The sequence below is a fragment of the Kitasatospora sp. NPDC002965 genome (assembly GCF_040611255.1).
In the GTDB taxonomy this organism is placed as follows: domain Bacteria; phylum Actinomycetota; class Actinomycetes; order Streptomycetales; family Streptomycetaceae; genus Kitasatospora.
In genome coordinates this window covers 1-22,587 of the sequence record NZ_JBEXNT010000098.1, presented here as the reverse complement: position 1 = coordinate 22,587, position 22,587 = coordinate 1, and the positions used below count along the sequence as shown (strand labels likewise).

Annotated in this window: 14 protein-coding genes; 6 read left to right on the top strand and 8 right to left on the bottom strand. The window is 74.9% G+C overall.

What is annotated here, in order from left to right:
- Positions 1 to 126: 126 nt before the first annotated feature.
- A complete protein-coding gene (locus tag ABZY91_RS29855; RefSeq protein WP_355405969.1) occupies positions 127 to 1,014 on the bottom strand; it encodes a MerR family transcriptional regulator in 888 nt (295 codons plus the stop codon).
- A gap of 1,151 nt (positions 1,015 to 2,165) precedes the next feature.
- Between ABZY91_RS29855 and ABZY91_RS29850 the strand changes: the two genes are divergently transcribed.
- The 3 genes from ABZY91_RS29850 to ABZY91_RS29840 all read left to right on the top strand — a co-directional run bounded on the left by ABZY91_RS29850 (position 2,166) and on the right by ABZY91_RS29840 (position 6,820).
- A complete protein-coding gene (locus ABZY91_RS29850; protein ID WP_355405968.1) occupies positions 2,166 to 4,685 on the top strand; it encodes a BTAD domain-containing putative transcriptional regulator in 2,520 nt (839 codons plus the stop codon).
- 116 nt (positions 4,686 to 4,801) lie between these two features.
- Complete coding sequence (locus ABZY91_RS29845; RefSeq protein ID WP_355405967.1) at positions 4,802 to 5,467, top strand: class I SAM-dependent methyltransferase; 666 nt, start codon at positions 4,802 to 4,804, stop codon at positions 5,465 to 5,467.
- Between the two features lie 234 nt (positions 5,468 to 5,701).
- On the top strand, positions 5,702 to 6,820 hold the full coding sequence (locus ABZY91_RS29840) for a helix-turn-helix transcriptional regulator (protein WP_355405966.1): 1,119 nt from the start codon (positions 5,702 to 5,704) through the stop codon (positions 6,818 to 6,820).
- A 529-nt stretch (positions 6,821 to 7,349) separates the two neighbouring features.
- Here the strand turns inward: ABZY91_RS29840 and ABZY91_RS29835 are convergent.
- A complete protein-coding gene (locus ABZY91_RS29835) occupies positions 7,350 to 7,889 on the bottom strand; it encodes a hypothetical protein (RefSeq protein WP_355405965.1) in 540 nt (179 codons plus the stop codon).
- A 159-nt stretch (positions 7,890 to 8,048) separates the two neighbouring features.
- Between ABZY91_RS29835 and ABZY91_RS29830 the strand changes: the two genes are divergently transcribed.
- Positions 8,049 to 10,127 (top strand): AfsR/SARP family transcriptional regulator, encoded by a 2,079-nt coding sequence (locus tag ABZY91_RS29830; protein WP_355405964.1) that lies wholly within the window; start codon positions 8,049 to 8,051, stop codon positions 10,125 to 10,127.
- Between the two features lie 141 nt (positions 10,128 to 10,268).
- Here ABZY91_RS29830 and ABZY91_RS29825 read toward each other — a convergent pair whose 3' ends face one another.
- Positions 10,269 to 11,012, bottom strand: coding sequence for an alpha/beta fold hydrolase (locus ABZY91_RS29825; protein ID WP_355405963.1), 744 nt, complete (start codon positions 11,010 to 11,012; stop codon positions 10,269 to 10,271).
- Between the two features lie 361 nt (positions 11,013 to 11,373).
- Between ABZY91_RS29825 and ABZY91_RS29820 the strand changes: the two genes are divergently transcribed.
- On the top strand, positions 11,374 to 13,308 hold the full coding sequence (locus ABZY91_RS29820) for a BTAD domain-containing putative transcriptional regulator (protein WP_355405962.1): 1,935 nt from the start codon (positions 11,374 to 11,376) through the stop codon (positions 13,306 to 13,308).
- Between the two features lie 94 nt (positions 13,309 to 13,402).
- Positions 13,403 to 14,068: a class I SAM-dependent methyltransferase gene (locus ABZY91_RS29815; RefSeq protein ID WP_355405961.1), complete on the top strand. Its 666-nt coding sequence runs from the start codon at positions 13,403 to 13,405 to the stop codon at positions 14,066 to 14,068.
- Between the two features lie 73 nt (positions 14,069 to 14,141).
- Here the strand turns inward: ABZY91_RS29815 and ABZY91_RS29810 are convergent, their stop codons facing one another.
- From ABZY91_RS29810 to ABZY91_RS29790, 5 genes are all read right to left on the bottom strand, one after another.
- Entirely contained in the window at positions 14,142 to 15,263 is a 1,122-nt protein-coding gene (locus ABZY91_RS29810; RefSeq protein ID WP_355405960.1) for an HAD-IIIC family phosphatase, read from the bottom strand.
- Positions 15,260 to 16,381 carry an acyl-CoA dehydrogenase family protein gene (locus ABZY91_RS29805; RefSeq protein ID WP_329875219.1) on the bottom strand — a complete coding sequence of 374 codons (1,122 nt, stop codon included), beginning with the start codon at positions 16,379 to 16,381 and terminating at the stop codon, positions 15,260 to 15,262. Before ABZY91_RS29805 ends, ABZY91_RS29810 begins: the two co-directional genes overlap by 4 nt.
- A complete protein-coding gene (locus ABZY91_RS29800) occupies positions 16,374 to 16,664 on the bottom strand; it encodes an acyl carrier protein (RefSeq protein ID WP_355405959.1) in 291 nt (96 codons plus the stop codon). The genes ABZY91_RS29805 and ABZY91_RS29800 overlap by 8 nt, the downstream gene beginning before the upstream one ends.
- Positions 16,664 to 17,533 carry a 3-hydroxyacyl-CoA dehydrogenase family protein gene (locus ABZY91_RS29795; protein WP_355405958.1) on the bottom strand — a complete coding sequence of 290 codons (870 nt, stop codon included), beginning with the start codon at positions 17,531 to 17,533 and terminating at the stop codon, positions 16,664 to 16,666. Before ABZY91_RS29795 ends, ABZY91_RS29800 begins: the two co-directional genes overlap by 1 nt.
- A partial coding sequence (locus ABZY91_RS29790) for an SDR family NAD(P)-dependent oxidoreductase (RefSeq protein ID WP_355405957.1) occupies positions 17,530 to 22,587 on the bottom strand: 5,058 nt, incomplete at its 5' end. The genes ABZY91_RS29795 and ABZY91_RS29790, both read right to left, overlap by 4 nt.

Sequence of the window (22,587 nt, the reverse complement as noted above, 5' to 3'; positions counted from 1 at the left end):
CCGAGAGCGTGAACTGCCGGGCGAGGGACACCCCTCGGGCGGTACGGGCGGGTCGCCTTCTCCGAGGTCGCCCGGAAGGTGACCGCGATCCGGGCCTTCTCCGCGCGGGACTTCCGGCGGACCGGCTCAGTCGCGGTCGGCGAGTTCCTGGGCCAGTTCCGCGCAGCGCACCCGGGCCGGGGAGAAGCCGTGAGGCAACCTGGTGACGGCCTCGAACACGCTCATGCCGCCCTCCTCGGCCTCCGTTTCCGCAGTGTCCTCGGCGGCCTCCGGGTGAGCGGCGTCCAGGGCGTCGAGGAGGGCTGCTTCCTCCTCCTCGATCCCCGACTCCTCGATCACCGCCATCAGGGTCTTCTCGAACGCGTGGCGCCGGGCGGCCGTCTCGGCAACACGTGGGTCGTCGACGGCGACGGTGTCGTCGAGTGCTTCCTCGGCAGCGTCCACGCGGTCGGACTCGGCCCGGAGCTCGGGGTGGGCGGCCAGCGCCATGAACCGGGATGCCTGCACGGCCGCGCCGAGCGGGCCGAAGATCCGCTCGGTGACGAGTAGCGTGTCCAGATCGTCCTGGCGCAGCGAGCCCTCGGGGAGGTTCTTCAAGCGACCGGTGACTGCCTCGGAGAGCAGGCCCATCCGGCTGCCTTCGGCACGCATCCGCTGTACGCGGGCCTGCTGGCGGGCGAGTTCTGCCGCCCGGGCGGCAAGGTCCTCCTCCAGCCGAGCCAGGGTGGCCTCTATGCCGCCCCCCTCGCTCTCGCCGGTCTCGGAGACGGTTGCGGTGTTGGTGAAGGCGTCACGGATGTCGTCCAGGGTGATTCCCGCTTCGGCCATTTTCCGGATCCACAGGAGGCGGACCACGTCCTGGAAGCCGTAGCGCCGACGGCCGTCGCTGCCCCGTCCGGGCTCGGAGATCAGGCCCATGTCGTGGTAGTGCCGGATCGCTCGCGGTGTCGTGCCTACGAGGGCCGCCACGTCACCGATCCTGGCCTGACGTGAAACGAAGAACGACGTGGGCATCGGCGGAGGGCCTTTCGCGAACGAATGAGGACGGCTCCACCTGACCACATGACGCTACGGAAGCTGCAAGCCTGCGCGAGCCTCCCGCCGGTCGTACAGACCGTCTTGGTTCGTACGAGAGAGGGCGAGCACACCGGAGCGGCCTTGACGGCCGGGGCGGGCCCGTGGATTGCCCACCGGGAAGCCTCCGCATCATGCGTTCATCTCCCCGGGCTCCTGCGCGGATGAATGGTGCGCATACGGGCGACCCTTTGGTGCGTGCTTTCGTCGATGTTTGCAGGGTGTTCGCGCCGTGCAGAGAGTAACGATTTGATAACGCAGCGGGATGAAAGCGCGGGGGGCGCATCTCTAGAACGTGCCGGGCCTGTTGGGGCCGGTGGTTTTCGAGAGTGGAGGGGGGTTCCATGATGTGGGAAGCATGCTCCGTCGGCAGGTCGCCGGTGTCGACTCTGCACGAATTACTGGTGTCCGAATGGCGCGCGGGCGGAACGGCGGCCACCGGGTCGCGGCGCCTCGGGCCGCGCTCCGCCCGGGCCGTCCGGGGCGCGAGGTTCCGAGCGGTTCTGGTAGCGGGAGTCGCGGCGTTACCGGAAGGGGGCGCGGTGAGCGATGTCGCTTCGCCGGGGGGCGCCGGCCGCCGGGAACCCGCGCGCCACCGGCCCGGCGGCCGCGACGGCGCGGCAGGCCGAAACGGCGCGAAGGGCCACGAAGGTCCGACCGGCGACGGCGGTACAACGGGACGGCCATGGCCCGGTCAGGGCCCGCACGGTGACCGGGTGCGGCGCCGCAAGCCGATCACGGTCCAGGTGGTGGCGCTGTACTCGTTACCGGGGGTGCCCCCGCCCGGCCTGCCCGGAGCAGAGGTTGCCGGCGGCATCGAGGGGAAGGCGCTGCTCGCCCGGTCGGGGGATGGTGTCACGCTCCCGGCAGCCCGCCCGGCCCGCACCGACGCGCAGATCGTCCGGAGCCGGTTGCGCACCCTGGGAACCTCCGGCAGGCCGGACGGCTCTCGCGAACGGCACCACCCCCGAGGCGAAGACGGCCGGCCAGCACCTGCCCGAAGGCCGCACCGACCTGGATGTGGCGGTGTCTGCGGCCGTCCGGAACCTGAAGCCGGACGTCCCCACCGAGCCGTCGGCGCAGCAGCAGGAGTGGCTCAGGCAAGGGACCCGGCGCGGATCGGGGAGTTCGACGAGATCTTCGCGGACATCCTGCGCAGTGCCCACAGGCAGGCGTTCGTGGTCGTCGCCCAGGTGCGCCCCGGCGCCGGGAACTCCACGGTCCGGGATCCGGCCACCGCGGCCGACAGCACGGCGCCCGACCACACGGGAGCCCTGGGGGAGACCCGGCTCGTCGACTTCGACGAACTCGCCCCGCTGCAGAGCGGTGCGGACCCGCCGCCCGCGCGCCGCCCGTCGCAGCCTGCGGATCGACCCGCAGGACGACGAGCGGAGAGGAAAGCCGTGCGTCGCCTGCTCGGCAGGCCTGATCCCGTCGCCCTGTTCTGCCGCCATGAATCGAGGCCGTCTGTGCAGTTCGGTATGCTCGGCCCGCTGTCCGTCCGGGTGGACGGAGGGGAGCGTGAGGTGCCCGCGCCCCGGCAGAGGGTGGTGCTCGCCCTGCTTCTGATCAACGCCAACCGCGTGGTGTCGGTGGACCGGATCGCCGCGGCGGTCTGGGACGGCGGCCGGCCGCCGAGCGCCGCGGCCACCGTCCGCACCTACGTGATGAGGCTCCGCCAGGTCCTCGGCGGTCAGGCCGGCAGGCGGATACTCACCAGCGCCCCCGGCTACCGGATCGAGCTGGACGAGGACGAGACCGACCTCGGACGCTTCACCGCCCACCGCGCGCGGGCCGCCGCCCACATCCGGGCCGGCGAGCTGGAACCGGCCTCGGCGGAGTACTCCGCCGCCCTGGAGCTGTGGCGCGGGGAACCACTGGTCGACATCCCCTCCCGCACGCTGCGCGAGGTCGAGGGCCGCTACCTGCACGAACTACGCCTGCAGACCGTGGAATCACGGCTGGACGTCGACCTCGCACTCGGCCGGCACGCCGAGATCATGCCCGAGCTGTGGCGCGAGGTCCAGGAGAGCCCGCTGCGCGAAGCCCTCGTCAGCAGACTGATGCTGGCGTTGTTCCGGGCCGGCCGGCAGTCCGAGGCGCTCGCCCTGTTCCAGCTGACCCGCACCGCGCTGATCGACCAGCTCGGCGCCGAACCCGGCCCGGAACTACGGGAGATGCAACGGCGCATCCTGGCCGCCGACGACTCCGCGGGCACCGATGCCCCGAAGGCCGACACCGCCGGGCCGGAGCCGCAGCGGCCCGGCCCGTACCCCGGCGAGCCGCGCCGGCCCCGCCCCGCCCAACTGCCGGCCGGCCCGCCCGAACTGGTCGGCCGGAGTGCGAAGGAACGCGAACTCGCCAACCGGCTGCTGGCCGAGTTGCCGACCGCCGCGGTCACCGTGGTCACGGGCAGCGGCGGTATCGGCAAGAGCGTGCTCGCGCTCCGCGTCGCGCACGGTGTCCGGGACCGGTTCGGCCACGGGCAGCTCTACGCCGATCTCGGCGGCACCGAGAATCCCGCCGAGCCCGGCGAGGTGCTCGCCCGCTTCCTGACCGACCTCGGGGTCGCCGCCGAGGCGATCCCCGCCGACCCGGACCAGGCCGCCCTGCTGTACCGCTCGCTCACCGCCGACCGCCGGGTCCTGGTGGTCCTCGACGACGCACGCGGTGCGGCGCAGGTCCGGCCGCTGCTCCCCGGTGGCCGGGCCGGCCGGGTGATCGTCACCAGCCGCGACCGGCTCGCCGACCTGGACGGAGCCCACACCATCCTCCTAGAACCCCTGGACGAACCCGCCTCCCTGGAGCTCCTCGGCTCGATCGTCGGCCATCGGCGCGTCGAGGCCGAGCCGCAGGCCGCCCGTTCCGTCGTCCGGCGGTGTGCGGGCCTCCCGCTCGCCGTCCGCATCGTCGGCGCCCGCTACCTGGGACGCCCGCACTGGGACCTCGGCCGGCTCGCCGCCCGGTTGGCCCGCTCCGCCCGCCTGCTGGACGAACTGCGGGTCGGCGACCTCGGCGTCCGGATCGGCCTGGAACGCGACTACCGGACCCTGCAGCGCGACGCCCCGCGGCTGCCGTCCTTACCCGACCCCGCCGCCGCCTTCCGGATGCTGGGCGCCGTCGGGGCCGAGCACACCGACGCCCGCATCGCGGCCGTCCTGCTGGACTGCCAGGTCGACACGGCGGAAGCCGTCCTGGAGACCCTCGCCGACGCCCACCTGCTGCACGCCCGCGGCTGCGGCCGCTACCATCTCGACGATCTGCTGCGCGCCTACGCGAGGGAGCGGGCCGAGGCGGAGGACCCGCCCGAGCGCCGTGCCGAGACACTGCGCCGGCTGCTGACCTGCTACCTGCGGATGGCCGAGGAGCAGCTCGCCACGTCCGTCGGCCACGGCGACGCGGGCCCGGTCCGCGGACCGGCCTTCGGGCCGGTGTTCGTCCCCTGGGCGCCCGCCCCCGACTGCCACTCGGACGCCGAGGACTGGTGGTGCGCCGAGCAGGCCAACCTGAGGTCCGCGCTGGAACTGGCCGCCACCGCCGGACTCGACCCGGTCGGGCACCGGCTCCGCTCGGTGCTCGGGCGGACGTCGGCGAGTCGCCGCGGGGCGTAGCCCCCGCCCGTCCTTCCCGCTCCGCGCCCCGCCGAATTCCTCCGCGCCCCGCCGCGCCCCGTCGAGCCCGCCGACCGGCGTCCGGACCCGGACGCGCACACCCGACAAGGAGTCCCATGGCCCAACAGGTGACACCCACGCAGGAACTGCTCGACTACATCAGGGGGACCTCGCTCAGGGACGACGAGCTGCTGGCGGGACTTCGGGCCGAGACCGCCGCCCTACCGGCCGGCGAGGCCATGCAGGTGATGGCCGAGGAGGGGCAACTGCTGGCGCTGCTGGTCGCGCTGACCGGGTCCCGGTCGATCCTGGAGATCGGCACGTTCACCGGGTACAGCACCCTCTGCATGGCCCGCGCCCTCCCGCCCGGCGGGGAGCTGGTGACCTGTGACCTCACCGAGCGCTGGCCCGCCATCGGGGCCGGGTACTGGGAGCAGGCCGGGGTCGCCGACCGGATCGAGCTGCGGATCGGCGACGCGGTGGAGACCCTGGCCAAGCTGACGGCGGAGCGCGGACCGGAGTCCTTCGACCTCGTCTTCATCGACGCGGACAAGGCCAACTACCCCCGCTACTACGAGGGATCGTTCGCTCTGCTGCGGCCCGGCGGCCTGCTGGTGGTGGACAACACGCTGTTCTTCGGTCGGGTGGCGGACCCGGCCGCACAGGACCCGGACACCGCGGGCGTCCGCGAACTGAACGCCGCTCTGTACGCCGACGAACGGGTGGACATCTCCCTGCTGACCGTCGCCGACGGCATCACCCTGGTCCGCAAGCGGCCCTGACGCCGGAACGGGCGGCCGTTCCCGGTCGGAGGCGGCCGTCCGTTCCGCGGTCACCCGGCGTCCGGATGCCGGGCTGCCCGGTGTTCATCAACTACCTTTCAGCCAGTCAGGAGTGATGATCCATCAAACAACCTGTTCGCCGGTCACGGTCAGGGCGGACCTTCCCGGTCGGTGATGACCGGCAACATCCCAGGTTTGCGGGGGGCCCGCCAACCTCGGCCCTATGGTGAGGAGATGACATCATTCCGTGCCAGGGAACGCCGCATGATGGGAGAGATCGACGATCTGGCGGCGGCGAAGCTTCCGTTGGAGCAGTTCTTCCGGCAGCTCCTCACCGTCCTCGGACCCACCCTCGGGTCCGAGGCGGGCTGCCTGCACGGGGCCGATCCGGTCACCGGCTTCCTGACCTCCACCGTTGCCGACGGCCTGCAGCCGACCGCCTTCGAGCACGCCATCTGGTTGGAGATGTGGTCCGACGACACCACCCGGTTCGCCGACATCCGGGCCGCCGGCCGCGTCGTGGAGACGGTCCACCGCGCCACCGGGGGCCGACCCGAACGCAGCGTGCGTTACCGGGAGCTGCTCGCCGAGAACGGACTGGGCGACGAGCTGCGGATGAACTTCGATGTCGGCGGCGGGCGGTGGGGAGCCGCCGCACTGATGCGCGAGGCCGGATCGGCACCCTTCGGCGCGAGCGAGCAGAGACTGGCCGAACGGGCCGCCCGGGCTGTGGCCGCCACCCTGCGCGACTACGCACTGCCCACCGCAGGCACCCCCGACGGGCAGGACGTCCGAGCGGACCCGCTGGACGGACCGTACTGGCTCGGGGTCGCCGTCATCGGCCCCACCGGTCAGCTCGCCTCCGCGGACTCCGGGGCCCGGCAACTGTTCGAGGAGCTCGCCGAGTCGCAGTACCGCCCCGCCGGAGTACCGACTGCACTGGTCTACCTCGCCGAGCGGGCTCGCACCCACGCGACCTCCGCTAACGCGGGCGCCCACGCCTGGACCCGGCTGCGCCGCCCCAACGGCCAGTGGCTCACCGTCCGCGCCTCGCTGCTCGACCAGTGCCCGCGGGGCAGCGTCGCCCTGGTCGCCCAGCCCGCGAGCCCGGTCGACGTCATCCCGCTGTCCCTGCTGGCGCACCGGTTCTCCCCCCGCGAGCAGGAGGTGGTCCTCCAGGCGGTACGGGGCCTGAGCACCAGGGACATAGCCCACCGGCTCTTCCTGAGCCCGGCCACCGTCCAGGACCACCTGAAGTCGGCCTTCACCAAGACCGGCGTGCGCAGCCGCCGCGAACTCGTCGCACTTCTCGCGGCCCCGTACACCGCCGGACTCGGCCGCCCCCCGGCCTGACGCCCCGCCCGACCGCCCCCGCCCCCGCCCTCGTCTCGCCACCGCCCCGACCCGGAACCCGGTGCGAGCCCGGACAGCACGAAGGCCCCAGATCTCCGGCCTGGGGATCTGCTGTGGAGCGGTCCGCAACAGGCCGTCTCCCTACCACAGGGAAGAGGTCGTCGCGCCTCCCGCAAACCTGGGATGTCACCGGTCGCCGCCGGATGGGAAGGTCTGTCCCGGTGCCGCCCCTGAAGGGGGGGTCCGGTCCGCCCCGCACCCACGACGCCTTCCCGGCAGAGGAGTTCCTGCCCCATGCCACGCGCCCCTCACCCCGGAGTACCCGCCGACCGGCGAGACCCCCGCCCTGCCTCCCGCAACGCCGAGGACCCCGAACGCCGGACGGCCCGGCCGTCCGAGGGTGACCGGGCCGCTCGTACCGGAGCCCTCGCGCCGTGCCCCGAGGGCTCCGGTCCGGAACCGGAGGAGGAGGCGGTACGGCCGGGCGGACTACTCGCCGCCCCGCCCGGCCGTCACCACCGCGCCGCCGTCAGTTCCAGGGGTTGGCCTGCTGGTCGTTGATGGCGGTCCAGAAGCGGGCGTTGGGGGCGATGTTGCCGTACGCCCAGAAGCTCCACCCGCCGACGTAGTCCAGGTTCGGGCCGTAGCGGCCGTCGTGGAACTCGGCCTGGCGCCAGCCGGTGCCGAAGGCCGCCTGGCAGACGCTGTTCGCGGCGGCCTGGCTGTTCAGGCGCGAACCCTTCACCGGCTGGCTGAGCGCGACGGTGCCGCCGGACCAACCGTTGTAGAAGCCGATGCTGATGCCGTCCGGCGCCGGGCTGCCGTCCACGTTGATGCAGAGGACCGGCAGCGAGACGGACGGGAGGGTGTCGCCGTTGTACGGGTCGCTCGGCGTCGAGTGCGCCGGGCCGCCGACCTGGACGGTCCCCTCGGGGCCCGACGCCAGCCTCTGCCAGGTCATTCCCTTGTGGGTGGCCGGCCCGGCGGCCTGCGCGGTGCTTGCCGAGAGGGGGACGAGGGCCAGGCCGAGTGCGACGGCCAGGGCTGCGGCCTGCTTCATGCGCTTCATCCAGCTGCTCCTTGAGCGTGGGGGAGCCGGCCCCAGCGGGGCCGGTGAGAGAAGACTCCCAACCGGATGCACAAAGTTGACACGAGTCCGTCATTGAGTGGTCACGAGCTTCGAAGGTATCCGGGTCGGCTCGACGTCGGCCATCCACGGGAGGGACGCATGGAGTTCAGGATTCTGGGGCCACTGGAGGTGTGGACCGACGACGGTAGGCGGGCCCGGACGGAAGGGGCCAAGCAGGAGCGGATGCTCGGCACCCTGCTGCTGAACGCCGGGGCCGTCGTCCCGGTGGCCCGCCTGGTCGACGCGGTCTGGGGCGACGAACCGCCGGCCACGGCCCACCGCCAGGTACGGAACCTCGCCGGGCTGCTGCGGCGCAAGCTCGCCGCCGCCCAGGACGGGCCGCCGGTGCTGCTCACCGACGGCCCCGGCTACCGGATCGCACCGAACGGCCACCAGGTGGACGCCCTGACCTTCGCCCACCGGGTGTCGGTGGCGCGCCGACTGGCCGAGCACGGCGAACCCGCGGCAGCCGTCGAGGAGTTCCGATCGGCGCTCGGCCTGTGGCGCGGCCCGGTGCTGGACGGGCTGTCCGGCAGCCTGGTGGCCGCCGGCTCGGTGGCACTGAACGAACTGCGGCTCACCGCCTGGGAGAACTGCCTGGACCTGGAGGCCGAACTCGGCCGGCACCGGCAGACCGTCCCGGAGCTGACCGCGCTGGTCGCCGAACACCCGCTCCGGGACCGCCTCGTGACGCAGCTCGTCCGGGCCCTGCACCGGGCGGGCCGGCAGGCCGACGGGCTCGCCGCCTACCGCCGGTTCGCGCGACAGCTGGCTGACGAACTGGGCCTCGACCCCGGGCCGGAGCTCCAGCTCCTGCACCAGGAGCTGCTGAAGGACGGGCCCGCCCCGGCCGCCCGCCCGCCCCGCGCCCGGCAGCAGGTGCCCAGGCCCGCCCAACTGCCGCCCGCGCTGGCCACCTTCGTCGGGCGGAGGGCGGAACTCGGCGCCCTGGACGGCCTCGCCGACCCGCCCGGATCGGCCGGCTCGGTCGGCGCCGCCGGCATCGGCGTGGTGACCGGCGGCGCCGGGACGGGCAAGACCGCCCTCGCCGTGCACTGGGCCCACCAGGTCCGCGAGCGCTTCCCCGACGGTCAGCTCCACGTCAACCTGCGCGGGTTCGCCCTCGGCCCGCCGCTGGCCCCGGACGAGGCGCTGGCCCGCTTCCTGCGGGCCCTCGGCACCGACCGCGAGCGGATACCCGGCACCGTCGACGAGAGCGCCGCCCTGTACCGGTCGCTGCTCGCCGACCGCAGGGTCCTGGTCCTGCTCGACAACGCCCGCAACGCCGAACAGGTCCGCCCGCTGCTGCCCGGCTCGGCGGGCTCGCTGGCCCTGGTGACCGGTCGGGACGGGCTGGCCGGGCTCACCGCCTGCGACGGCGCCCGGCGGCTGGTGCTCGACGTCCTGCCCCAGCCCGACGCCGTCGAACTGCTCGCCCGGATCACCGGCGCCGACCGCACCCGCGCCGAACCCCGCGCCGCCGCCGAACTCGCCGCCGCCTGCGGCCACCTGCCGCTCGCCCTCGGCATCGCCGCGGGCCGCCTCGCGGAACGACCCCACCGCACCCTGGTGGAGCACGCCGCCGAACTGCGCGACGCGGAGGACCGCTTCACCGCGCTCCAGATCGACGGCGACGCCACCTCCGCCGTCCGGGTCGCCTTCGACCTCTCCTACCGCGCCCTGCAACCCGCCGCGCAGCGGCTCTTCCGACTCCTCGGCCTGGCCCCCGGCAACTGCGTCAGCACGGCCGCGGCCGCCGCACTCTCCGGCTCGGCCACCGCCGCGACCAGGCCGGTACTCGAACACCTCGCCGCCGCCCACCTGCTCAACCCGGCCGGCCCGGACCGCTACCGCCTCCACGACCTGCTGCGCTGCTACGCCGCCGAACGCGCCACCGCCGAAACCGGCCCCGCCGACCGCGCCGCCGCCCGGGAACGCCTCCGCTCCTGGTACCTGCACCACGCAGAGGCGGCGGCCCGCCTGCTCACCCCGCAGCGCCGACGCCCGCCGCTCACCGCCGCGGGCCCCTGGTACGAGCCACCGCGCTTCACCACCCCGGCCGAGGCGCGACAGTGGTGCGAGAGCGAGCACTCGTACCTGGCGGAGACCGTCCGGTACGCCGCCGAGCACGGCCTCGACTCGCGGCCCGTGCCGGCGCCGGGCAGCGCGACCGGCTGACCCCGGCGCCGCCACGGGCCGTGCACCTCGGGCGGTGCCCGCCCGGTCGCTGCCGGCCGCGCCGGCCGGGCTCGCGGACAACGCGTTGCGGGCCCCGGACGGAGCGCGCCGATCCCGGGCGCGTCCGATCCCGGGCGCGTCCTATCCCAGACGGGTGCTGAGCAGGTCGATGACCTCGGCGGCCCGGTCGACCAGGTAGAAGTGGCCGCCGGGGAAGAGGGTGAGGTCGAACTCGCCCGAGGTGTGGGCGGACCAGCGGCGGACCTCGTCGACCGCGGCGCGGGGGTCGCTGTCGCCGAGCAGCGCGCTGATCGGCGAGGAGAGGACGGCGTCCGGACTGCCCCGGTAGCCGGCGACCGCGCGGTAGTCGCCGCGGACGGCGGGCAGGATCATCTCCAGCAGCTCCGGATCCGCCAGCATCCAGGCGTCCGTGCCGTTCAACCTCCTGATGTCGGCGACGAGTTCCTCGTCGGTGGGATCGATCGGCACCCCGGCCGGCGCGGTCGGTGCGGAGCGGCCGCTGACGAGGAGCCGGGCGGGCGGGCGGCCGGCCCGTTCCAGGCGCAGCGCGACCTCGAACGCGACCAGGGCCCCCATGCTGTGGCCGAACAGGGTCAACGGGGCGTCGCTCCACGGGTCGAGGGCCGCCGCGATCTCCTCGGCGAGGCGTCCTATGTCGTCGATGACCGGCTCCGTGCGACGGTCCTGACGCCCGGGGTACTGCACCGCGACGACCTCGGCCCGCAGGCTCAGCGCGGTGGCGAGGGGACGGAAGAACGCCGCGGATCCCCCGGCGTGGGGGAAGCAGACCAGTCGGTGGGCGCCGGCCGGTGCCGGCTCGAAGCGCCGGCACCAGAGGCTGTCGAGGGTCTCGGGGAGTGTCATGCCGGGGGGTCCTTCCGGTGGGAGTGGCGGTGCGGACGCGGCGAGGCGGCGTGCCGCGCGGAGCGAGCAGCGGGTGTGATGAACGGATGTCAAGCCAGCTCAGGAGGGCCGGTCGTGATCGAGTGCCGACTTTTCATGCATGGCTGACGGTGGATCATCGCAAACCCGACTCCTCACGATCAGTCAGAATTGGCTCGTTTCCGTGATCTGCGGGCGGCCATCCCGGGAAGCGGTTGTGGACGATAGAGCGCCCCCATACATTCACTTGAGTCATCCCGTTGATACTGAGCGCGACCGTCGGGGGAGTCCGGTCGCCGCTTCGGGCGGGGCTATTTCCCTGTGCCAGGAAACGAGGCCACTCGTGCAGTTCAGGATGCTCGGACCGCTTTCCGTCCAGGTGGACGGGCGTGAGTGTGCGGTGTCGGCACCGCGCCAGCGGGTGGTACTCGCGCTCCTGCTGATCAACGCCAACCACGTGGTGTCGGTGGACCGGATCGCGGCGGCGGTCTGGGACGGCGGACCGCCCCCGAGCGCGTCCGCGACCGTGCGCACCTACGTGATGAGGCTCCGTCAGGTCCTGGGGGCGGTCGCCGGGCGGCGGATCCGGACCCAGGCGCCGGGGTACCTGATCGACCTGGCCGAGGACGAGACCGACCTCGGCCGCTTCACCGCGCACCGCAGCCGGGCCGCCGCGCACGTGCGGGCGGGCGAGCTGGAACGCGCCTCGGTCGAGTACGCGGCGGCGCTGGCGCTGTGGCGGGGCGACCCGCTGGTGGACATCCCCTCGCGCGGCCTGCGGGACGTGGAGGGCCGCTACCTGCAGGAACTGCGCCTGCAGACCCTGGAGTCGCGCCTGGACGCCGACCTCGCGCTGCGCCGGCACAACGAGATCCTGCCCGAGCTGTGGCGCGAGGTCCAGGAGAGCCCGCTGCGCGAGGCGCTGGTCAGCCGGCTGATGCTCGCGCTGTTCCGGGCCGGCCGGCAGTCGGAGGCGCTGAGCCAGTTCCAGCTGACCCGGGCCGCGCTGATCGACCAGCTCGGGGCGGAGCCGGGCAGCGAGCTGCGCGAGATGCAGCGGCGGATCCTGGCCGCGGACGACCTGCTGGGCGGCGAGGGCGGCGGCTCCACGGCCGACGGCCCGCCGCCGTGGATCGGGCGCCGCCCCCGGCCCGCCCAACTGCCCGCCCGAATAGACGTGTTGGTCGGCCGGGACGGCGAGCACGCGGACCTGGCGCGGCGGCTCACCGCCGACGCCCTGCCGGGCGGCGCCGCCGCGGTCACCGTGGTCACCGGCGCCGGCGGGGTCGGCAAGAGCGCGCTGGCCCTGCACGTGGCCCACGCCGTGCGGGAGCGCTTCGGGAACGGCCAGCTCTACGCCGACCTGGGCGGGCGGGACCACCCGGTGGAGCCGATCGAGGTGCTCGGCCGGTTCCTGGTGGACCTCGGCGTGCCCGAGGCGGAGGTGCCGGCCACCGAGGAGCAGGCCGCCCTGCTCTACCGCTCGATCACCGCCGACCGCCGGGTGCTGGTGGTGCTGGAGGACGCGCGGAGCGCCGCGCAGGTGCGCCCGCTGGTCCCCGGCTGTCCGGACAGCCGGACGCTCGTCACCAGCCGCGACCGGCTGGCCGACCTGGACGGCGCCCACATCGTCACCCTCTCCGCGTTGGACGAGGCGGCCTCGCTGGACCTGCTCGGCTCGATCGTCGGCCGCCGGCAGCCGGAGGCGGAGCCGCGCGCCGCCCGGGCGGTGGTGCGCTACTGCTCGGGCCTGCCGCTGGCGGTGCGCATCGTCGGGGCCCGCTACCTGGGACGGCCGCACTGGGACCTCGACACGCTGGCCCGGCGGCTGGCGGGAGCGCCCCGGCTGCTGGACGAGCTGAGGATCGGCGACCTCGGGGTGCGGGCCGGCCTGGAGGTCGGCTACCGCGCGCTGGGCGAGGACGCGCAGCTGCCGCCCGAGCTGCCCGATCCGGCGGCGGTGCTGCGGCTGCTCGGCGCGGTGGGTGCGGAGGACGTGGACGCCACCGCGCTGGCGGCGCTGCTCGACTGCGCGCCGTCGGCGGCCGAAGCCGTTCTGGAAGCACTGGCCGACGCACACCTGGTGCGGGCCTGCGGCGGCGGCCGCTATCACCTGGACCACCTGCTGAGGGCCTACGCCCGGGAGCGGGCGCTCGCGGAGGATCCGCCCGAGCGGTGGTCGCAGGCGAAGTGCGGCGGGCCGGTCAGGCCCCACCGGCACGTCGTCAGCAGGCCGGCCGGCCCGGGCCGGCCGGATCCGCGGCCGGTCAGGTCGTGACGGCCCGACGGCGGGCCGCGGCCCGCGTTGACGTACTCGACGCATCAGGTCCTCCGACCCTTCGACTTTCCGACCCATCTCACTGAGGAGTCCCATGGCCCAGCAGGTGGCAGCCACCGACGAGCTGCTCGACTACATCCGTCAGGTCTCGCTGAGGGACGATCCGCTGCTCGCCGAGCTGCGCGCCGAGACGGCCGGCCTGCCGGCCGGCGAGGCGATGCAGGTGATGGCCGAGGAGGGACAACTGCTCGCCCTGCTCGTCGGGTTGACCGGCGCGCGGTCGGTCCTGGAGATCGGCACCTTCACCGGCTACAGCACCCTCTGCATGGCCCGCGCCCTGCCACCCGGCGGAACGCTGGTGACCTGTGACATCACCGAGCGCTGGCCCGCGATCGGTGCCGGCTACTGGGAGCGCGCCGGGGTCGCGGACCGGATCGAGCTGCGGATCGGGGACGCGGTGGAGACCCTGGCCAAGCTGACGGCGGAGCGTGGAGCCGAGTCCTTCGACCTCGTCTTCATCGACGCCGACAAGGTCAACTACCCCCGCTACTACGAGGATTCCCTCGCCCTTCTGCGGCCGGGCGGGCTGCTGGTGGTGGACAACACGCTCTTTTTCGGCCGGGTGGCGGACCCGTCCCACCGGGACGCGGACACCCTGGGCGTCAGGGAGCTGAACACGGCGCTGCACACCGACGAACGGGTGGAGATCTCACTGCTGGCGATGGCCGACGGCATCACGCTGGTCCGCAAGCGCCCGTAGCGCGACGGCCCGCGCGGCGCCCTGCGGGCGGCCACCCCGAACCACGGGGGGCCGCCCGCGGCGGTCCGCGCCGTCAGCCGGTGGCCGCCAGGTCGGCGGCGACCAGCTCCACCGTCGGTGAACCGGCCCGGGGGCCGGGCACCAGGTGCAGGAGCTGGACGTCCGCCGCCGCGGAGTCCCGGTCGGCCGCCGCCGTGCAGCCGCAGTCCGACTCCTCGAAGCCGGCGAAGCGGTAGGCGATCTCCATCATCCGGTTCCGGTCGGTGGCCCGGAAGTCGGCGGTCAGGTGGACCCCGGCCCGGGACGCCTGGTCGATCAGCCAGTCGAGGATGGTCGTCCCCGCGCCGTAGCTGACCACCCGGCAGGAGGTGGCCAGCAGCTTGAGGTGCCAGCTCCCGGCCCATCGCTCGACCAGGAGCACGCCGACCGCGCCGTGCGGCCCGAAGCGGTCGGCCATGCTCGCCACCAGCACCTCGTGCCCGGGATCGGAGCGCAGCTCGCGCAGCCGCCGGTCCGAGTAGTGCACGCCGGTGGCGTTCATCTGGCTGGTCCGCAGCGTCAGTTCCTCCAGCCGGGCGATGTCCTCGGCGCCGGCCCGGTCGATCCGCATCACCAGCTCCAGCGAGCGCAGGAACTCCGTGTCGGGTGCGGTGGAGGCGGCCCGCTCGGCGTCCCGCCGGAAGCCCGCCTGGTACATCTCGCGCCGCCGGCGGGAGTCGGCGGTGCGGTGCGCGGGAGTGAACTCCGGCAGGTCGAGCAGGCCGGCGGCCCGCTCGGCCGGGTAGCAGCGCACCTCGGGCAGGTGGAAGGCCACCTCGGCCCGCTCGGCCGGCCGGTCGTCGACGAACGCTACGGTCCCCGGCGCGAAGTTCAGCCGGTCGGCGATCGCCCGCACCGACGCCGACTTGGTGCCCCAGCCGATCTGCGGCAGGACGAAGTACTCGGCCAGGCCGAGCTGTTCCAGCCGGGCCCAGGCCGGCTCGTGGTCGTTCTTGCTGGCCACCGACTGCAGGATGCCGCGGGCGTCCAGCTCGACGACGACCTTGCGGAGCTCCTCCGGCACCCTCACGTCGTCGCCCTCCGACAGGGTGCCCTGCCAGAGCGTGTCGTCCAGGTCCCAGACCAGGCACTTGACGGTCGCCCCGGTAGCTTCGGTCGCCTCTGTCACCTCGGTCGCCTCGGTCACTTCGGTCACCGCTCCTCCCTCCCGTACGAGGCCAGCACGTGTTCGGCCAGCAGCAGGCGGCACAGTTCGCTGCTGCCCTCGATGATCTCCATCAGCTTGGCGTCCCGGTAGGCGCGCGCCACCACCGTGCCGTCGCTCGCACCGGCCGAGGCCAGCACCTGCACCGCCGTCGCGGCGGCCCGGGCGGCCTGTTCGGCGCTCACCTGCTTGGCCAGGACGGTGGCGACCACCTGCTCGGCCGAGCCGGAGTCCCAGCAGCGCGAGGCGTGCTCGCAGATCCGGGTGGCGGTCCGCTCGGCCACCAGCAGGTCCGCCAGGTGGCCGGCCACCAGCTGGTGCTCCCCGATCGGGCGGCCGAACTGCTCCCGCCGGGCGGCGTGCCCGGCGGCGGCCCGCAGGCAGGCCCGCAGGATGCCGACGCAGCCCCAGGCCACCGACATCCGCCCGTAGGAGAGCGCGGTGGTCACCAGCAGCGGCAGCGGCAGGGCCGCGCCGCCCAGCAGGTTCCCGGCCGGCACCCGGACGCCGTCCAGCTCGATGTCGCAGTGACCGGCGGCCCGGCAGCCCAGCGGGTCGGCGATCGGACGGATCCGGACGCCCGGGGTGTCGGTGGGCACCACGACGGCCGCCGCACCGTCCTCGTAGCGGCCGAAGACCACCAGCAGGTCGGCGTAGCGGGCGGCGGTGATCCACTTCTTCCGTCCGTCCAGCACGAGACGGTCGCCGTCCGCCCGGACGGTGGTGGACATCGCGGACAGGTCGCTGCCCGCGCCGGGCTCGCTGAACGCGACCGCCGCCAGCTGCCCGGAGGTCAGCCCGGGCAGCCAGGCGCGCTCCTGGTCCGGCAGCCCGAACCGCGCGATGGTCCAGCCGGCCATCCCCTGGGAGGTCTGCACGCTGCGCAGTGAGCTGCACAACGCGCCTGTGCCGGCGGTCAGTTCGCCGTTCTGCAGGCTGCTCATGCCGAGTCCGCCGAAGCGCTGGGGCAGCTGGGCGCAGAGCAGTCCCTCCGCGCCGAGTTCCCGCAGCAGCGGCTGCGGGATCAGCCCGGCCAGGTCCCAGCCCTCGGCCCGGTCGCCGACCGCCGATTCGATCCGGGCCAGCGCCCGGGCGAGGTCGTCAGCCATCCTGGCTCCCGGCGGCCTGCCGCAGACGGGTGACCAGGGCGGTCATCACCGTGACCGTGCGGAAGTTGTCCAGCCGCAGGTCGGCGCCGCGGATGCTGACGTCGAACGACTTCTCCAGGTGCACCACCAGCTCCATCGCGAAGAGCGAGGACTGACCGCCGTCCTTGAAGAGGTCGGTGTCGGGCTCCCAGGTGGTGCGGGTGCGGCTCTCCAGGAAGTTCAGGATCTCCTGCTGGACGGCCTCGGTGTCCTCGACGGTCCGCTCGCTGCCGACGGTGCTCATCAGTTCTCCTTCTCGTAGGTGTAGAAGCCCGAGCCGCTCTTGCGGCCGAGCTTTCCCTCGCGGACCTTCTCCAGGAGCAGGTCGCAGGGCCGGCAGCTGTCGTCCCCGGTGCGCTCCCAGAGCACCTGGAGCGAGTCGACCAGGTTGTCGATGCCGATCAGGTCCGCCGTGCGCAGCGGTCCGGTGGGGTGGCCCAGGCAGCCCTGCATCAGCTCGTCGACCGCCTCCACGCTCGCGGTGCCCGCCTGTACCACCCGGGCCGCGGTGTTGATCATCGGGTGCAGGACCCGGCTGGTGACGAAGCCCGGGGAGTCGTTCACCACCACGCTCTGCCGGCCGAGTGCGCCCAGCAGCTCGCGGACCGCGGCCATCACGGCCTCCCCGGTGCGGGGGCCGCGCACCACCTCGACCGTCCGGATCAGGCTGGGCGGGTTCATGAAGTGGGTGCCGAGCAGCTCGGCCGGGCGGGCGACGGCGTCGGCCAGCTCGTCGATCGGGATCGACGAGGTGTTCGAGATCAGCGGCGTGCCGGGGAGCACGGCCGCGGACACCTCCTTGAGCAGCACGGCCTTCAGCCCGGCGTTCTCCGTGACGGCCTCGATCACCGCCCGCGCCCCGGCCAGCGCCGGGAGCGAGTCGGTCGTGCGCAGCTCGCCGGCCTCGACACCGGACGGCAGCCGGCCCATCAGTTCGGCCAGCCGCAGGCCCCGGGCGATGCCCTCCTCGGCGCGGACCAACTGCCGCGGATCGGTGTCGACCAGCGTCACGGGGACGCCGTGGCCCAGCGCCAGCGTGCTGATGCCGGTGCCCATCACACCGGCCCCCAGGATCACCAGCCCGGCCGGCGGCGGCGGTGCGGTGTCGTTCATGAGTCCTCCCCATCGTCGTGCCCGGTCCCGCGCAGGACGGCGCTCAGCCACTCCCGCACGGTGTTCGCGGTGGTCTCCACGTGTTCCTCCATCAGCGACCAGTGGTCCCCCGGGACGTCGGCGACGGTGTGCGCGCCGGGCCAGGAGGATCGCCAGTCGACGGTGCTGCCGGGGGCCGGCTCGGCCAGCGGGCTGGAGGCCCGAACCAGCAGGACCGGCGCGTCGATCGCCGGCGGCCGCCAGCCCTCCAGGAGCTGGAAGTAGCGGCCCATCGCGGTCAGCCGGGTGTCGTCCAGCGGCGCGGCCCGGTCCTCGCGTGCGAACATGCCGCTGATCAGGACGTCGTTGAACTGGGTCATCGCCCGGTCGCCGGACAGGTAGGTGTCCAGCAGCACCACGGCCGCCGCCGGGGTGCCGAGCTGTTCCAGCCGGACCGCCGCCGCGTGCGCCAGGGTGCCGCCGGAGGAGGAGCCGACCAGGACCAGCGGCCGGCCCCCCGCGCCCTCGCGCACGGTCCGGGCCTGGAAGTCGATCAGGGCGGAGAACTCCTCCGGCAGCGGCTCCCCCGGGGTGAAGCCCGGCGCGTCCAGCGCGCTGACGCCGTGGTGGCCCCGGAAGTGCGTGCCGAAGCGGGCGTACTGGTGGGCGCCGCCGAGCGCCACGATCGAACCGAAGCAGACCAGCTGCGCCCGCGCGGTGTCCTCCCGCGGCGGCTCGACCAGGTCGAGCAGCACCGGCCGGTCGGCCGCCGCCAGGAGTTCCGGGCCGGTGGCGCAGGACGGGCGCAGCGCGGACGCCAGCCCGAGGAGCCGGATGCCGGTGTCGATCCGGCCCAGCTCGCAGGCCTGTCGGAACAGCGTGCCGACCGGTTCGGCACCGCCCGCGCCCGCGCCCGCCGGGCCGCCCGGGTGCCCGGCCCGGTCGGCGGCGGGGCCGGTGGCGGGGCCGGACGGCGAGAGCGCCGCGGCCAGGTCGGTGAGCAGCCGGTCGGCCAGCCGGGTCGGGGTGCCGGTGTCGAAGACCAGGGTGGGCCGCAGCGGCAGGCCGGTCGCGCCGGCCAGCCGGTTGCGCAGCTCGACCGCGGTGAGCGAGTCGAAGCCCTGCGCCAGGAAGGCGGTGTCCATCACCACGCCCTCCGCGTCGGCGTGGCCCAGCACCTCGGCGGCCTGCCGGCGCACCAGCTCCGCCAGCAGCGCGGCCCGGTCCGCCGCGTCGGCGCCGGCCAGTCGCAGTCGCAGCTCCGCTCCCGCGTCGGCGGCGCCCCGCGCGGTCCCACCGGGGTGACGGCCCGGGGCACGGGGCGCCCGGCGCACCAGCGCGCGCAGCAGATGGGGGACGGGGGCGTCGGCCGGCGCGGTGAGGTCGAGGCGGATCGGCACCAGGGTGGTGGCGTCCGTCCCGAGCGCGGCGTCGAACAGCGCCAGCCCCTCGGCACTGGACAGCGCCGAAGCGCCGCTGCGGGTGATCCTGCGCAGATCGGCCTCGGCCAGCGGGCCGGTCAGGGCGCTGCGCTGCTCCCACAGGCCCCAGGCCAGCGACAGCGCCGGCCGGTGCTCGCGACGGCGCAGCGCCATCAGGGCGTCCAGGCCCGCGTTGGCCGCGGCGTAGGACGCCTGGCCCGGGCTGCCGAAGACGCCGGCGGCGGAGCTGAAGGCCACGAAGGCGGTCAGGTCGGCCTCGGCGGTCAGCTCGTGCAGCAGCCAGGCACCGCCCAGCTTCGGGGCCAGCACGGTGGCCAGCCGTTCGGGGGTCAGTGACTCCAGCACGCCGTCGTCCAGGACGGCGGCGGTGTGGACCACGGCGCGCAGCGGGTGCGCCGTGGGGATCGCGGCCAGGGCCCGCGCGAGGTCGTGGCGGTCCGTCACGTCGCAGGCGGTGAGGGTGACCTGTGCCCCCGCCGCGGTGAGCTCGGCGGTCAGTTCGGCGGCGCCGGGGCCGTCCGGGCCGCGTCGGCCGAGCAGCAGGAGGTGCCGCACGCCGTGTACGGCGGTCAGGTGGCGGGCCAGCAGCCCGGCCAGGGTGCCGCCGGCGCCGGTGATCAGCACGGTGCCGTCCGGGTCGAACGCGGCGGCGGGTGCGACCGCTGCGGTGGGCGCGGACTCCTCCGGCTCGGTGCTCGTGGATTCGGTGCTCCCGGGTGCCGCGCCCGGCTTCTCCGTGCTCGCGGGTTCGGCGGGCCTGGCGAGCCGGGCCGCGTACAGCACGCCGTCGCGGACGGCGAGTTGCGGCTCGCCGTCGGGCAGGGCGAGCGCCGGGAGTGCCAGGGCGGTGCCCTCCGGACCGTCGGTGTCCAGCAGGACGAACCAGCCCGGGTGCTCCAGCTGGGCGGCGCGCAGCAGCCCCCAGACCGCCGCGCCGGCCACGTCCACCGGCTCGTCGCCGAGGTCCACCGCGCCGCGGGTCACCACGACCACCGGCGCATCGGCCTTCGGGGCGGCCAGGTGCTCCTGGAGGGCGGCGAGCACGGCCGCCGTCGCGTCGAGGGCATGGGCGGCGGGGTCGGCGGCTGCGTCCGGCGCGGGGCAGGGGAGCAGCAGCAGCCGGGGCGCGTCGCCGGACGGGGCGCCGGGCGGCAGCAGGTCCCCGTCCGGTCGCAGTGCGGCCCAGCCCGGCGCGGCGGCGGCCGGGGCGGGCAGCCTGGTCCAGTCGAGCCGGAACATCGACCGGGCGGACGGGCGCAGCGGGCCGAGGGCGGCGGCGCGCATGACCAGCGAGCCGACCTCGGCCACCGGCCGGTCGTGGCGGTCGGTGATCCGCAGGCCGACGCTGTCCGTGCCGTCCGGGCGCATCCGCACCCGGAGCACCTGGTCCTCGCTGGGGCGGAGGGTGACCCGCTGCCAGCTGAACGGCAGCGGGACACCGGCCGTCCCGTTCCCGTTCCCGGAGCCGGAGTCGCCCCCGGCGGTGTCCAGGGGGCGCACGCCGACGCTCTGCAGGGCGGCGTCCAGCAGCGCCGGGTGCAGGGTGAAGCCCGTCTCCGGGGCGACCTGTTCGGGCAGCGCGACCTCGGCGAACACCTCGTCGCCGCGCCGCCAGACCGCCCGCAGGCCCCGGAACGCGGGCCCGTAGTCGATCCCGCGGGCCCGGAAGCCCGCGTAGCAGTCGGCCGGGTCGACCGGCACCGCGCCGGCCGGCGGCCAGCTCTCGCGCGCGGCGCCGGACGCTTCCGCCGGGCGGTCGCGGTCGCGGTCGCCGTGGCTGTCGCCGTCGGCCGGGCCGAGCAGACCGCTCGCGTGCAGGGACCACGGGTCGTCCGGCTCGCCGCCCTCCTCGCGGGAGTGCAGTTCGACGGCGCGCTCGCCCTGTCCGTCCGCGTCTCCGACGGTCAGCCGCAGCTGGACCGCGGCGTCGGGCCCGAGCACCAGCGGCGCGGCGAGCGTCAGCTCCAGCACGCGCGGGCTGCCCAGCCGGGCGCCGACCGTGGCCGCCAGTTCGAGGTGGGCGACACCGGGCAGCAGGACGGTGCCCGCGACCGCGTGGTCGGCCAGCCAGGGGTGGGTGGCCAGGGAGAGCCGGCCGGTGCAGACCAGCCCTCCGCTGTGGGGCAGTTCGACCAGGGAGGTCAGCAGTGGGTGCCCGAGCGGGCTCTGGCCGGCCGAGACCGGGTCGCCGTCGGCCGCCGGCGCGTCCAGCCAGTACCGCTGCCGCTGGAACGGGTAGGTGGGCAGTGCGTGCGGGCCGGCGGGGGCGTCGGCGACCACCGGCCGCCAGTCCACCGGGAGCCCCCGGACGTGCGCCTCGCCGAGGGCGTGCAGCAGTCGTCGCTGCCCGCCGTCCTCGCGGTGCAGCGTGCCGAGCACCACGGTCTGCCCGACACCGACACCGACACCGACACCGACACCGACACCGGCACCGACACCGGCACCGGCGCCGGCACCGCCGTTGGCCTCGGCCTCGGCCTCCGCGGCGGTGGCCTCGATCCCGAAGGTGAGGGTCGGGTGCGGGCTGATCTCCAGGAAGCTCCGGTGCCCCTCGGCCAGCAACTGCCGGACGGCCCGGTGGAAGTGCACGGTCCCGCGCAGGTTGCGGAACCAGTAGTCGGGCGTCAGCGCGTGCGCGGCGACCCGGCCCACCTCCACGGTGGAGATCATCGGCACACCGCCCGCCAGCGGGGTGATCCCGGCCAGCGCCGAGTGCAGGCCCTCGCGCAGGCCGTCCACGGCCGCCGAGTGCGCCGCGTACTCCGCGGGCAGCCGCCAGCACGGCACGCCGTCCTCGGCCAGCTCCGCCAGCAGGGCGGCCACCTGCTCGCCGTCCCCGGCGACCACCACCACCCGGGGGCCGTTGACCGCCGCGACCTCCACCGTCGGCCGGGTGGCCAGCCGCCCGGCCAGCTCCTGCGGCGCCAGCAGCACGGTGGCCATCGCGCTGCCGCCGCTGACACCGGCCAGGGCCCGGCTGCGCAGGGCGACCACCCTGGCCGCGTCCTCCAGCGACAGCAGGCCCGCCACACAGGCCGCCGCCACCTCGCCCTGGCTGTGCCCGACCACCGCGGCCGGGCGCACCCCGTGCGCCAGCCAGAGCGCGGCCAGCGAGACCAGCACCGAGAACAGCACCGGCTGCGCGACCTCCACCCGGTCCAACGGGTCGCCGGCGCGCAGCAGTTCGCTCGGCGAGAAGTCCACGTACGCGCTCAGCGCCTTCTCGCAGTCGGCCATCCGCTCGGCGAACACCGGCGAACTGTCGAGCAGCTCGGCCGCCATGCCCGGCCACTGACTGCCCAGGCCCGGGAAGACGAAGACCGGCCTGGACGCCCCCTGCGACGCGCTGCCGCGGACCACCCGGGGGTCGGCCCGGTCCTCGGCCAGCGCCGCCAGCGCGCCGAGGAGGTCCTCGCTCCCCTCGCCGACCAGCACCGCCCGCTCGGCGAACCGGCTGCGCCCGAGCGCCAGCGCCCGCCCGACCGCGTGCGGGTCGACCAGCGGCGCGGCGGACAGGTGCTCGAACAGCCGGGCCGCCTGGGCCCGCAGCGCCTCCGGGGTCCGCGCCGACAGCGGCCAGCCCGCCGGCCGCCCGGACGGCGCGACCGGTCCGGTGGCGGGCTCCGGCGGCGC

Coding starts and splice junctions, on each gene's coding strand:
- ABZY91_RS29855 (WP_355405969.1), bottom strand. CDS start 1,014: ATGCCCACGTCGTTCTTCGTTTCACGTCAGGCCAGGATCGGTGACGTG.
- ABZY91_RS29845 (WP_355405967.1), top strand. CDS start 4,802: ATGGCCCAACAGGTGACACCCACGCAGGAACTGCTCGACTACATCAGG.
- ABZY91_RS29840 (WP_355405966.1), top strand. CDS start 5,702: ATGACATCATTCCGTGCCAGGGAACGCCGCATGATGGGAGAGATCGAC.
- ABZY91_RS29835 (WP_355405965.1), bottom strand. CDS start 7,889: ATGAAGCGCATGAAGCAGGCCGCAGCCCTGGCCGTCGCACTCGGCCTG.
- ABZY91_RS29830 (WP_355405964.1), top strand. CDS start 8,049: ATGGAGTTCAGGATTCTGGGGCCACTGGAGGTGTGGACCGACGACGGT.
- ABZY91_RS29825 (WP_355405963.1), bottom strand. CDS start 11,012: ATGACACTCCCCGAGACCCTCGACAGCCTCTGGTGCCGGCGCTTCGAG.
- ABZY91_RS29815 (WP_355405961.1), top strand. CDS start 13,403: ATGGCCCAGCAGGTGGCAGCCACCGACGAGCTGCTCGACTACATCCGT.
- ABZY91_RS29805 (WP_329875219.1), bottom strand. CDS start 16,381: ATGGCTGACGACCTCGCCCGGGCGCTGGCCCGGATCGAATCGGCGGTC.
- ABZY91_RS29800 (WP_355405959.1), bottom strand. CDS start 16,664: ATGAGCACCGTCGGCAGCGAGCGGACCGTCGAGGACACCGAGGCCGTC.
- ABZY91_RS29795 (WP_355405958.1), bottom strand. CDS start 17,533: ATGAACGACACCGCACCGCCGCCGCCGGCCGGGCTGGTGATCCTGGGG.